General features: G+C 35.9%; 12 protein-coding genes. 3 read left to right on the top strand and 9 right to left on the bottom strand.

Annotated features, from left to right (window positions below):
- Nucleotides 1-6: 6 nt before the first annotated feature.
- The 9 genes from ACUN8G_RS00385 to ACUN8G_RS00345 all read right to left on the bottom strand — a co-directional run bounded on the left by ACUN8G_RS00385 (nucleotide 7) and on the right by ACUN8G_RS00345 (nucleotide 8805).
- Entirely contained in the window at nucleotides 7-1335 is a 1329-nt protein-coding gene (locus ACUN8G_RS00385; RefSeq protein ID WP_437346657.1) for a hypothetical protein, read from the bottom strand.
- A 17-nt stretch (nucleotides 1336-1352) separates the two neighbouring features.
- Nucleotides 1353-2744, bottom strand: a complete 1392-nt coding sequence (locus ACUN8G_RS00380) for a sigma-54-dependent transcriptional regulator (protein WP_437346656.1) — start codon at nucleotides 2742-2744, stop codon at nucleotides 1353-1355.
- A gap of 11 nt (nucleotides 2745-2755) precedes the next feature.
- Nucleotides 2756-3445: a two-component system sensor histidine kinase NtrB gene (locus ACUN8G_RS00375; protein ID WP_437346655.1), complete on the bottom strand. Its 690-nt coding sequence runs from the start codon at nucleotides 3443-3445 to the stop codon at nucleotides 2756-2758.
- A gap of 107 nt (nucleotides 3446-3552) precedes the next feature.
- Entirely contained in the window at nucleotides 3553-4497 is a 945-nt protein-coding gene (locus tag ACUN8G_RS00370; protein WP_437346654.1) for an NAD-dependent epimerase/dehydratase family protein, read from the bottom strand.
- Nucleotides 4490-6400, bottom strand: coding sequence for a molecular chaperone HtpG (htpG, locus tag ACUN8G_RS00365; RefSeq protein WP_437346675.1), 1911 nt, complete (start codon nucleotides 6398-6400; stop codon nucleotides 4490-4492). The genes ACUN8G_RS00370 and htpG overlap by 8 nt, the downstream gene beginning before the upstream one ends.
- A 96-nt stretch (nucleotides 6401-6496) precedes the next feature.
- Nucleotides 6497-6664: a Sec-independent protein translocase subunit TatA gene (locus ACUN8G_RS00360; RefSeq protein WP_437346674.1), complete on the bottom strand. Its 168-nt coding sequence runs from the start codon at nucleotides 6662-6664 to the stop codon at nucleotides 6497-6499.
- Nucleotides 6665-6713: 49 nt separating this feature from the next.
- Nucleotides 6714-7208 (bottom strand): Aq_1264-related membrane protein, encoded by a 495-nt coding sequence (locus tag ACUN8G_RS00355; protein ID WP_437346653.1) that lies wholly within the window; start codon nucleotides 7206-7208, stop codon nucleotides 6714-6716.
- Nucleotides 7205-7732 carry an FMN-binding protein gene (locus tag ACUN8G_RS00350; RefSeq protein WP_437346652.1) on the bottom strand — a complete coding sequence of 176 codons (528 nt, stop codon included), beginning with the start codon at nucleotides 7730-7732 and terminating at the stop codon, nucleotides 7205-7207. The genes ACUN8G_RS00355 and ACUN8G_RS00350 overlap by 4 nt, the downstream gene beginning before the upstream one ends.
- A gap of 8 nt (nucleotides 7733-7740) precedes the next feature.
- Nucleotides 7741-8805 carry a porin gene (locus ACUN8G_RS00345; protein ID WP_437346651.1) on the bottom strand — a complete coding sequence of 355 codons (1065 nt, stop codon included), beginning with the start codon at nucleotides 8803-8805 and terminating at the stop codon, nucleotides 7741-7743.
- A gap of 130 nt (nucleotides 8806-8935) precedes the next feature.
- Between ACUN8G_RS00345 and ACUN8G_RS00340 the strand changes: the two genes are divergently transcribed.
- From ACUN8G_RS00340 to ACUN8G_RS00330, 3 genes are all read left to right on the top strand, one after another.
- Nucleotides 8936-9523 carry a TetR/AcrR family transcriptional regulator gene (locus tag ACUN8G_RS00340; RefSeq protein ID WP_437346650.1) on the top strand — a complete coding sequence of 196 codons (588 nt, stop codon included), beginning with the start codon at nucleotides 8936-8938 and terminating at the stop codon, nucleotides 9521-9523.
- A gap of 122 nt (nucleotides 9524-9645) precedes the next feature.
- Nucleotides 9646-11043, top strand: coding sequence for a TolC family protein (locus ACUN8G_RS00335; RefSeq protein WP_445480882.1), 1398 nt, complete (start codon nucleotides 9646-9648; stop codon nucleotides 11041-11043).
- Nucleotides 11036-12013, top strand: coding sequence for an HlyD family secretion protein (locus ACUN8G_RS00330; RefSeq protein ID WP_437346648.1), 978 nt, complete (start codon nucleotides 11036-11038; stop codon nucleotides 12011-12013). The genes ACUN8G_RS00335 and ACUN8G_RS00330 overlap by 8 nt, the downstream gene beginning before the upstream one ends.
- Nucleotides 12014-12018 lie beyond the last annotated feature (5 nt).

Here is a 12018-nt window from a genome sequence, read left to right as displayed (position 1 = left end):
TCTATCTTAATTGCTTATCGGATAAATAAAAGAGATTCTCGGTTCAATACGCCTTTGTGGTTTGTAACCCATAATTTCGTTTAGATTATTTCTAACCGGTTCGAAAGTCCAGCTATAAAAAAGTGAAAAAAGAAAATACTTTCGAAACTTATATCCCGCTTCGGCAAATGCAAATGAATGTTCGTCTGTTCCAAATAGATCCGTAAATTTTTCTATACCACACTTGTCGTATCCAGCACGAAAGGTGTAAGGAAACTGTTCAGAATCGAAAATAACTTGCAAATGTAAAATGCCGTCGTTTACTCCAACGGTCTTACTGAAACTGCCAGAAATTTTAAGTATGCCAAACCAATCGCCTGATAGTTCACCGAAGTAGCCGCTACCAGCTTTAACTTGCTTTAAAACATTTAACTTGCTACTAAAAGTCTTTTTGCCATAGTCCAGAGCAAACTTTTCAATTTCATAAAGAGAATTGAAGTAAGAAGGTATAAATTCTTTGCCGATAAATCTTTTTTCGATTCTTGCAAAGAGTTTTACTATCGAAAAACCTTTAAAGCCAAATATCATTCCAATTGAAGTACCGCTGCCAAAGTTAATAATCTTAGAATGATCAACATAAAAATCGAGGTCAGCGATTTCTGTTCTCAAAATCGGAAGACCGACATCGAAGCCCACTACAGTTGTATTGCTCTCCTTCTGATTAGCAACAAAAAATGAATCGATGAACTTTCCCGACGTAACACCCGCATTATCATCTGTATCTGTAACAAGCGTAGCACCGATTTCAAGCGAACCGACAACTAACAGACGAGCCAGGTTTGTATATTTTAGTGGTCTAACATAAAAACGTCCGCCGATCAATCCACCACTGCCGAAATTACTGTAGACCAACTCGAATCCATACTCATTAAAGTCAGCGTCAAATGCAAGCCCGATTTTTTTTGAATCCAGAGAAGGGCTGTTATTATAAAGATAAACTATACTGCCGTGACCTAATGTGGTATAATCGAGTGCACCCAGGCGAATATAAAGCGGATCGTTCTTTTGCCCGTATCTGACATATCTGATTAAACTTAGATAATCTGAAAATTCGTTGAAATTTTCAGAACGGATTTTGCCATCGGCTGTAAAATTGATATTCAAATCCAAACCGATCCCAACTTTTGAAATCGTAAATTCGGGAAACATTCTAAATGTATAGTGCGGTGCTCCGTTAATCCAGTTGAGTCCGAATCCACCTCCGAAATATGAATTGCCGCTATATGGAATTAAACTTTGTCCGCAGGTAAGACTGTTTATAAAATAAATCGAAATAAAAAAAATAAAATACCGCATAAAAGGAGGGGGTAATTTTAACTTATTTTTTTTGTTACTTCGATTCCGAGTTGTTCCATCCTGTAACGAAGTTTAGATCTCGACAGTCCCAGAATTTTTGCAGCCTGCACCTGATTGCCGTTTGTAATCAAAAGGGTTTTCTGAATCAGTGTTTTGACGACTTCGTCCATAGTTACACCTTTAGAGGGAATTTTAAGTACAAGACTGTCGGAATCGTTAACCGATTCTATTTTCTTTTCGATCAGAAAAGCAAAATGATGAACTCTCAACATATCTTCTTCGCAAAGAAGAACAACTCGCTCCATAACATTTCTCAGTTCTCTGATATTTCCTTTCCATTTGTAGGATTTAAGCAAGTCGAGAGCCGCAGGATCGATGCCAGCGATCGATTTATTAAATTTCTGATTGAACTCCTGAAGGAATGAATATGCAATAAACGGAATATCTTCCTGCCGTTCACGCAAGGGAGGAATTTCAATTTTGACAACATTCAAGCGGTAGAACAAGTCCTCGCGGAAATTCCCCTTTTTTACTTCTTCTTCGAGATTTCTGTTTGTTGCTGCCAGAACTCTCACATTGACACTTATTTCTTTTTCGCCGCCGAGACGATAGAACTTTCGCTCCTGCAAAACACGTAAAAGTTTTACTTGCATATCGAGACTCAATTCACCAATTTCATCAAGTAAAAGAGTTCCGTTGTTAGCCAGTTCAAATTTACCCAGTTTTGTTTTTTGCGAAGCTCCTGTAAATGCACCTTTTTCGTGACCGAACAATTCGCTTTCTGCCAGTTCTCTCGGAATCGAGCCGCAATTGATCGTAATGAAAGGAGCTGAAGCTCTCGGACTGTTTTGATGGATAAAACGTGCAAAGACTTCTTTTCCGGTACCGCTTTCTCCTTCGAGCAAGATTGTAGTATCACTGCTTGAGGCTAACTTTTCGACAGAATCCAGAAGACGTTGAATTTTTGAGCTCCTACCAAAAAATTCTTTCGTCAATTTATCCGTTTCAAGAATCGAATGAAGTCTGTCAATTTCACTTCTAAGTTTAATATTTTCAAGAGCCTTATCGAGTACAATGTTTAATTGTTCCAGTTCGATCGGCTTGAGAAGAAAGTCGAAAGCACCGAGTTTAATTGATGTAACCGCCATTTTTATGTCAGCGTATCCCGTAATCATGATTACAGGCAATGTCGGGTAATCTTTTTTAATTAATTTCAGTATATCGATACCATTGTGCGTGGTGAGATATATATCGAGAAGAATTAAATCGGGCTGATATTTTTTGACAATATCGGACCACTCTCCTGCGTCGTTACAGATTTCGACTGAATACCCCTCTTTGACAAGCACTTTTTTAAGGGACATTGAGACCAGGTCGTCGTCATCAATTATTAAAATTTTCGGTTCCATTTAAACCCGATTTAGAAAATGAATTTAATAAAAAATCTTGAGCCTTTTCCGAATTCCGAATCAAATCCAAGTTGTCCGCCCATTTCTTCAAGTAATCTTTTACAAACTGTTAGCCCAACTCCGCTACCTTTTATTTTACTTGTATAAAATCCGGCAAGAATTTTTTCTTTATCTTCTTCTTTAATGCCGCAGCCGAAATCTTCAACTTCCCAGACAATTTTTTTGTTTTCTGGAGTTTCATTGTATGAAGTTTTCACATAAATAACGCTCTTATCCTTTGAAGCTTCGATACTGTTATTAATCAAATTCAGCATTACTTGAAGCAATTTATTCTCGTTAATATTAATTTCAGGAATGTTAGGATCGAACTGCTTTATGATATTGATATTTCTTTTGGAAGCAGTAAATGAGATTATGTCGATAGCTCTTTCGGCAACAGAATTGATGGAAACACTTTTTTGACGATCGCCCGATTTACGTGTGAAATCGAGTACATCGCTGATGATAAAATTAATCCTTTCGAAAGCCTCCAGTGAAGAAGCTATTGATTCCCTCAGCTCGGCTGAAAGTTCTTTTTCGAACATATTGAGGTAGTCAAGATTCAACTTGATTACAGTAAGAGGATTGCGAATTTCGTGTAGTAATCCCGCTGTTAATTTACCTAATAAAGTCAGTTTATTATTCTGGATATAATCTTCCAAAACCCTATATTACCCTTTTATTGGAACCAGATGTAACTAAAATATAATCCAATCACTTGCAGCAAAGTTACAAAAAGATTTTTTTATTAAAAAATATCTTATTCGATTTATGCATTTAATCCATTGGATTTATAGAAATTGATAGTTTCTTCAAGAGCAATTTCCAGAGGGATTTCAGGTACAAATCCGAGTTCAGTTTTCGTTTCGGCAATTGAAGCCACACTTTGCTTAATATCTCCCGGCCTTTCAGCAAGATGAACAATTTTCGATTTACTGCCGGTTAAATCGATAATCATCTCCGCTAATTTATTGATAGTAATACTGCTTCCTGTAGCGATGTTAAAAGTACCCTGCGCAATCTTAGATTCTGCAGCCATGATATTTGCTTTAACTACATCTTTAACATAGATAAAATCGCGCGTTTGATTGCCATCACCAAATATTAATATGTCTTCTCCTTTTATCGCTCTTGTGATAAAAATCGGCACTGCTGCTGCATACTGGCTTGCCGGATTTTGTCTGGCTCCAAATACATTAAAATATCTGAGCGCTATTCCATTGACTCCAAATTGCTCGTAGTACATTCTCAGATAGAATTCACCGTCGAGCTTTGTAATGCCGTAAGTCGATTTAGGAAACAGGGGTGAATTGATCGATTTCGGTAACTCAGGATTGTCTCCGTAGACTGCAGCCGAACTGCTAAATATTACTTTCTTTATTTTTTTTGCTTTAGCTGCTTCGAGAATATTTATCAATCCTCCCACATTAATATCGATACATTCTTCTGGTTTTTCTATCGATTCTGGAACTGATATAACAGCAGCAAGATGATGGAGATAATCTGCGTTTTCTGTAACATCGAAAACAAGTTTTCTATCGGTTATGCTACCTTTGTGAAAAATAACGCCATTGAGTTTTTTGATATTGGAAAGTGAACCGGTCCTGAGATTATCAATAATATGAACTTCGGCACCTTTTTCGAGCCAGGCTTCGGCTATATGGCTGCCAATAAACCCGGCTCCTCCCGTAATTACAATTTTCTTTTTATTCATTATTTCTTTTTGATGTGTAGTTGATATACCACGAACTTGATTCTTCCAGATACTTGTTTACAAGCGACGAAAAATAATGCGGATCTGTCAAATCTCCATCGTTGAGTAATGAAATAAAATAAAGTTGTTCTGTAACTTCTTGTATAATCCTGTCGTTGGAATCTTTTTTAAACACTTCGAGCAAATTACGTATTAATTTATTATTTGGATTAATTTCAAGGCGTTTTTTACTTGGTTGCACGTCTCGATTTGTCATTCTAAGAATTTTTTCCATAGTTGAAGTCAAACTGTCATTAGTCGAAACAAGGCATGCTGGACTTTCAACAAGCCTCTGAGACTCAACAACGTCTTCAACTTTATCGCCCAGTATTTTTTTCATTTTTGCAAGCAAACTACTGAAATGTTTTTTGTCGTCCTTGCTTAATTCATCCTTCTTATCGGCGACTTCGTTTTCATTGCCTTTAATATTCTCAAGCGATTTTGCGTCTATGTTTTCAATTGATTTAAGAAGAAAGTCTTTATACTTACCGATAGAATTTACTACCAATTCATCAATTGGGTCAACCAAACAAAGAACCTCGATTCCTTTATTCTTAAAGATTTCAATATGTGGATTACTTAAGATAGCCTCCCGATTTGGCCCACTCGAGTAATAAATTTCCTTCTGATTTTCTTTCATTCTGTCGACGTAATCTTGCAGAGAGATTACTTCATTCTGGTCTTTACAGAATGATGAATTGAAACGGAGCAATTCGACATATTTTTCTCTATTGACAAAATCGACATAACCAAGTTTGAATATTTTCCCGTGCTCTCTCCAGAATTTTTCGTATTCTTCTTTATTGTTTTTGGCTTTTTCCTCGAGATATGAGAGTACTGTGGATGTAACGCTTGAGGCAATTTTATTGAATATCACATTTTCCTGAAGAGTTTCTCGCGAAATATTGAGAGGAAGGTCTTCAGAATCGACAACACCTTTTACAAAACCGAGATATTCCGGCAGCAAGTCTTTATTCTTATGCTGAACAAGGACTTTTCTTACATAAAGATCTAATCCGTAATTATCTCTATCGAGCCAGAAAAATTCGTCGCTTTTCCGGGGAATAAATAGAAGCGAATTAAATTGAATTGGAGCATCAATCGATTTGTGAATAACATCAGCAGGGGGTTCAGTGTCGTGTGTTAGAAATTTATAAAATTCTTCGTACTGTTCTTTTGTAATCGAGCTTTTTGGCTCTTTCCAGATAGCTGAGATTGTATTAATTTTTTCTTTTTCAACGAATATTGGGAATGAAATAAAATTTGAATGTTTTTTAATAATTGATTCGAGTCGCCATTGTTCAAGAAATTCTTGTGCGTCGTCTTTTAATAATACTTTGATTGATGTACCTCTGGGTAATTCTTTATCCAGTATCGCTACTTCGTATTGTCCTAAACCATCGGAACGCCATTCGACTGGTTGATCATCTTTTCTATATGAACGAGAAGTAACGATAACTTCTTTTGCAACCATAAAAACGGAATAGAACCCAATTCCGAAACGTCCAATAATATTTGTTGCGTCGTTTGAATCGGCTACCATCTTCAAAAACTCTTCCGTCCCTGATTTAGCAATTGTACCGAGATTCTTTGTAATTTCATCGTAATTCATACCGATTCCGGTATCGGAAACTGTGATTGATTTATCGTCTTTGTTTATTGTAATTTTTATTTCAAGTGGTAAATCTGGATTTATAACTTCTGTACCTCTCGTTGTTTCGAAGCGGAGTTTATCGAGAGCGTCCGATGCATTCGAAATCAACTCTCTTAGAAATATCTCTCGGCTTGTATATAAAGAATGGACTAAAATGTCGAGTAGCTTTTTAATCTCAGCTTTGAACTTGTACTTTTTAGCGGTATGCATTTCTTCCATCTCAACTCCCCAAATTGTGAAACACCACAAAAAATGCTACCGCAAAAATAAGGATGATTCAGTTCAGCTTCAATCTGACGCGGGCATTTAAGATTTGTCGTTTTCGGAATTTGTATCGTCTTCGTTGATGGCTTTTTTAAAAGACTTAACTCCCTGTCCCAATCCTCTCATCAATTCGGGTATTTTCTTACCACCGAATAATAATACAAGCACCAAAACTATTAGAATAATTTCAGTTGCGCCTAAATTTCCCATCATTCACCTCTTTTTTACGTGCAAAAGATAATAAAAATAATCCATTCTGTCATAATTTTTTTATGAATAATATCTCAAATATTGAAATTGCCACCATGATATAAAACGAGGCAAACATTAACAACGAGGAAATAAATGTTAGATAAACAAAGACAGGATTATAAAATCTAATTAACCAGATAGACCCGAATGTAATTAAAAGAGAAATTAGCGGTTCTACCATAAAAAATATCTTCCACGGTCCTTTGATAATGGAATTAAAATAAAATATAAGTCCCACAGAAAAAAATACAAATGAAAGTCCCAAGATATGATTATGAGTAGTGATCATTAGCTCAGATATCGGTTTGGGAAAAGCTTCTTTAATTTCGAAGTCTTCGTCTGTCTCCGAACCATTAAATCTTTCAACTACTCCTTCGGTGGATATATTCGTAGTATGTTTGACAAACAAAGCTCCAATACTCACACCGATTGTAAGCGTGAACAAATAAATCGCAAGAAAGGCTTTAAGTGATTTATCCAGTTTATACAGTACGAAGTTCATAAATCAGCTTGAATAATTTTTATTAACTCTGTTAGTTTGGCGATGCCCCTTGTAACTGCATCTGCGGAAATTGTAGCCCCGCTTATGGAATTTATATCCTCTCCAAGCTCGAAAGACGAGGAGTGGTCTTTCCCGATAAATTGTTTCAACCAACTTTTTTCCTTAACAGCTCCTCCGTAGGATTCTCTGTATTTAATAATTTCTGCATTTATTACTTTTGTTTTTGAATCGAAGATAACAAGAAATGTAATTGGAAGAGATTTACCGTAAACATTGTCCATAACTGCAAAGGCATGCAATGAATCTTCCCGGTATATTTTCCATATGTATAAATAATCTCTGAAAAACTTCTGCCTATGTTTAACCTCAAGCTTCGTTTTAATATTTGGAGCTATATCGTACTTAATCATAACAAATTTATGGCCGGAACCGAAAAAGCTTTTTACTGCTTTTTCGGCATCTTCTTTTATACCAGCATTTATTGAACCGAATAAGAATAAAAGTGCTATAAAAATTCTAAACATAAATTTCCTCAAAACATATATCCAACGCCAAGGTTAAATAGAGTTGTTTCTTGAGAGCCAAGTTCTTTAGTCCGTATGCCGTAATCAATTTTAAATACAACTTTTTCAATTGGTTTTACTGAGCAACCGACCATCCAGTAAGAATTGTGATTAGCTTTTTCTGAATTTCCACCAGTAAGAGTTGAAGCAGCTGTGTTATAATCAGTGTACCTGATAAAAGGAATTATTCTCGTTCTCCAGTTCAGCAGGCTTGAAACATCATAACCCAGATCGATATAAAAACCGTTTGATTTTTTCAAATTGTATTTTTCATAGTCAATATTACCATATTCAAACACGAGATATAGATTATTTCTCTGGTAAGAAGCATGAACTTCATAAATTGAAATAGCATTTTGAGATGTGTCACCTGAAGCATTATTGTACGAATAAGAAGCGCCAAATTTTAAACCAGGAAAACCGAGATAATTGACACGCAGATTATACAATAAGTTTTCTGCATTGGCCTTATAACCTTTTAGGCGGCCGTTACGAATGGCAGCCGATTCGCTAAAACTATCGCTATTGAGTCCTTCCATTATGGTTAATTTATAGTCAAATGACTTATAATTTCCGAAAAATGAGACACCATTGCCGAACCACGTAGTGGGAATAATTTTGCTATGATAGTCTGGTCTTTCTACGCCAAAGAACAACGGTGGTTCATGGTACTCGTTTAGCAAACCGATGGAGGGCAATATTACACCCGCCTGGAATCCAAACCAATCAGCATGGTTGTATTCCACATAGGCTTGTTCTAATTCAAGTTCTCCCTGACCGTTCTGAACAAAATTATGTTCAAGATCAACTTCTGATTTGAATGACCATTTTTCATTAAAATTATATCCGAGAAAAATTACAAAGCGATGAAAATCGAGGATTTCTGAAGCTTTAGTATTCTCAACCTTTGAATAGTTGTAATGAAGTTCACCGTAACCACCAACTGTTACCTTAGATTCAAAAAACTCGTCAGTTTGAGCTATCGCAGTTATACAATAAGCAAAGAACAAGAATAAAGAGATGTAAAAACGCATGATGACGACCTCCATTAATATGATTTTTATTTAGACCAAATATAAATAAAAAAAATATTTTTCCAAATTTTTTCTTGACAATAATTTATGCATCCTGTATTTTTGAATCATTATTCATTAATAATGTAGTATGAGAGTAAAAGAAGGAAATAAAGAAAAAGATATACTCGATGCAGCCGTCGAGATTTTTGCTCGACATGGATTTCACAAAGCTAAAATTTCTCAGATAGCCGAACAGGCCGGAGTGGCTGCAGGGAGCGTATATCTTTATTATAAGAATAAAGATGACATCTTGATAAAAATCTACAATACACTTTGGGAAAAACTTTACAGCGAATTGCTATCCATTACTGGTAATGATTTACTCTCCCCAATTGAGAAAATCGATGCAATGATTGACCTGATTTTCGATATGTTTACGCAAAATCCCTCGGTTGCAATCGTCTTCGTCAATGAGCAAGAAAGTATGAATCGTATATCGGGTGATAAATACTCGCTCTACTACGAAAAGTTTCTGGATGAAGGTGAAAAAGTAATTAAAGAAGGTATTAAGGCTGGATTGTTCAATAAGAACATCGACTTTAAGATTTTCCGCCACTTTATATTTGGTTCAATTCGCAATCTGCTTCACCAGTGGGCGTTAACGCCAGATAAATTACCATTGAATAAAATACGCCATAATTTCAAATTTTTGATAAAACACGGGATAATGAAATAATTTTTTTTAAATTAATTATGAATAATGATTCATTTTTCGGCTTAATCATGCGAAACAACAAAACTCTTATTGCCCTTCTGCTCTTAGCGGGTAAATTAATCGCGCAACCCCTCGAGTTGTCGTTGAAAGAATCAATACAGCTTTCTCTCTCAAACAGTTACACTGTAAAAAAATATGAATCGCGCTTGAAAATGAAACAGGCTGAAAACAAGAAAGCCTGGGGTAATTTTCTTCCTGTGGTATCTCTCGAAGCTTCTTATACTCATTTGAATGACGACATGAGCATCGATCTAAATCCAATTAAAGATGCCATTGTAGGCCTTCAGGCCAATTCTCAGACCGAAATACAAAATATTTACAACATACTAAACGGTCTGCCAGCTATGAGTGATGCGCAAAAATCTGCCATTCGGAATCAAATTGCTTCAGGGCTAAATTCATTGTTGCCCCCATTTAGTATGACATTTAAAGAGCAAGATTTTAAAACTGCCACCATAGTAGGTTATCAACCAATATTCTTAGGAGGCAAACTATTAGCTGCAAAAAATTATGCCTCGAGTGAGTTAAAAGCTGCGGAATTAGAACTGCAATCAATAAAAAATCAATTGTGTTATCAAGTTACCGACGCATACATTCAGGTAGTACTCCTTGAAGAAATCGTAGAAACAAGGCGTTCGGTACTTGATGGTATCCGCAAGCATAAAGAAGATGCATGGAAATTATATAAAGAAGGTATTATTGCATATCATCACTATTTAAGAGCTGATGTTGCTTATGCTGATGCCGAGACCAATTTATTAAACGACGTCAATAAACTTGAACTTGCGCTCGTTAAATTTAAACAGCTATTAAATCTATCCTCAAACACTGAAATAATATTGACCGACACCCTCTTTTATAATGAAACAGACGTGGATATAAATAAACTTAAATCGGATGCAATCACCAGGCAGCCTTTACTGAATATAATCAGGAAGAAAATGGATGCAGCACGACAAAACTATAATATTGCTCGTTCCGAGTTTTTACCCAAATTATTTGCATTCGGGAAATATGAAATGTATCCGGAATATTTATCTTCCCTTGAACCAAGGTGGGCTATTGGACTCCAAGTAAACTTCAATTTATTTAACGGCTTCAAAAATTATCTCGACTTGCAAAAAGCAAATTATATGGAATCTGAAGTCGAACAAATTATGAATGAGGCGATTGATCAAGTTAATTTGTGGATTACAAAATCTTATTCCGAAGCTGTAAACGCTTCCGACCGATATAAGAAGTTAGAATCTGACATTAAATTAGCCGAGGAAAATCTTAGAATTAACGAAAAAAGATTCCTGAGTGGAATGGGCACTTCGTTAGAAGTCGTAGATGCACAATTATCGCTCGAAAAAGCCAAACTCAATCGAACTACTGCTTTGTACAATTACTACAAGTCTTTAGCCGAACTTTATTATGCCACTGGCGACTTCGATAAATTTTTTGATGTTTGGAAGAATAAGGAGTTTTCACATGAATAAAAAAATTATAATACCTTCCATTGTACTGGGTATACTCATTTTGCTTCTATTAATAGTTTTTTCTGAAATTTTTTCTAATGACGAAAATATAATTACGGGATTAGTAGAATCTCATCAGGTAGATGTATCTTCAAAAATACCAGGTAGACTGAAAAAAATATACGTCCGCGAAGGAGACAAAGTAAATATTGGAGATACACTCGCCATAATTGAGAGTAAGGAACTCGAAGCCAAGTTAAATCAGGCCAAAGGTGCCCTTGAAGCCGCAAATGCAAAATACCGTATGGCTCTCAATGGTGTACGCAGCGAAGAAAAAGAAGCTGCTTTGAATTTGTATCTGCAAGCTAAATCTCAGTACGAATATGCATCCAAAACATATAATCGCTTTAAGGAACTTTATAAAGATAATGTAATATCATTACAAGAATTCGACGAAATCGAATTTAAATACAATGCCGCTAAGGCTCAGATGGAGGCAGCAAAGGCTAAATACGAGATGGCCCTTAATGGCGCACGTGACGAGGAAATAGCTGCCACGCGCGGACTTTTAACACAAGCCGAGAATGCTTACAACGAAGTACTGGCTTATAGCAACGAACTTGTTATCAAAGCTCCAGTATTGGGTGAAATTACCGACATCTATGCAGAGAATGGTGAATTGATTAACTCAGGTTATCCAGTATTTTCCATTCTGCCCGAAAATGATCGATATGTAATTCTTCATGTAAGAGAAGACGAAATGACAAAAATAGCAAAAGGCAAAATATTCAAAACAAACGTACCAGCTCTTAATCTCAATGAGTTCCCCATGAGAGTAAATTACATATCCCCTTTGGGTGATTTCGCTGATTGGAAACCAACTAATCGCAAAGGTGATTTCGACTTGAAAACTTTTGAAGTTCACCTTGTTCCAACTGACAACAACAATAAATTGCTGCCAGGAATGACAGTTCAAATAAACTTCGAATAATAATA

This window comes from Melioribacter sulfuriphilus (assembly GCF_052656625.1).
Note: the sequence above shows the minus strand (reverse complement) of the source record. Positions and strands in the feature narration are given on the sequence as shown.

Excerpts from the sequence above, each read along its gene's own strand:
- ACUN8G_RS00385 (WP_437346657.1), bottom strand. The coding sequence starts at position 1,335 with ATGCGGTATTTTATTTTTTTTATTTCGATTTATTTTATAAACAGTCTT.
- ACUN8G_RS00380 (WP_437346656.1), bottom strand. The coding sequence starts at position 2,744 with ATGGAACCGAAAATTTTAATAATTGATGACGACGACCTGGTCTCAATG.
- ACUN8G_RS00370 (WP_437346654.1), bottom strand. The coding sequence starts at position 4,497 with ATGAATAAAAAGAAAATTGTAATTACGGGAGGAGCCGGGTTTATTGGC.
- htpG (WP_437346675.1), bottom strand. The coding sequence starts at position 6,400 with ATGCATACCGCTAAAAAGTACAAGTTCAAAGCTGAGATTAAAAAGCTA.
- ACUN8G_RS00360 (WP_437346674.1), bottom strand. The coding sequence starts at position 6,664 with ATGGGAAATTTAGGCGCAACTGAAATTATTCTAATAGTTTTGGTGCTT.
- ACUN8G_RS00355 (WP_437346653.1), bottom strand. The coding sequence starts at position 7,208 with ATGAACTTCGTACTGTATAAACTGGATAAATCACTTAAAGCCTTTCTT.
- ACUN8G_RS00350 (WP_437346652.1), bottom strand. The coding sequence starts at position 7,732 with ATGTTTAGAATTTTTATAGCACTTTTATTCTTATTCGGTTCAATAAAT.
- ACUN8G_RS00345 (WP_437346651.1), bottom strand. The coding sequence starts at position 8,805 with ATGCGTTTTTACATCTCTTTATTCTTGTTCTTTGCTTATTGTATAACT.
- ACUN8G_RS00340 (WP_437346650.1), top strand. The coding sequence starts at position 8,936 with ATGAGAGTAAAAGAAGGAAATAAAGAAAAAGATATACTCGATGCAGCC.
- ACUN8G_RS00330 (WP_437346648.1), top strand. The coding sequence starts at position 11,036 with ATGAATAAAAAAATTATAATACCTTCCATTGTACTGGGTATACTCATT.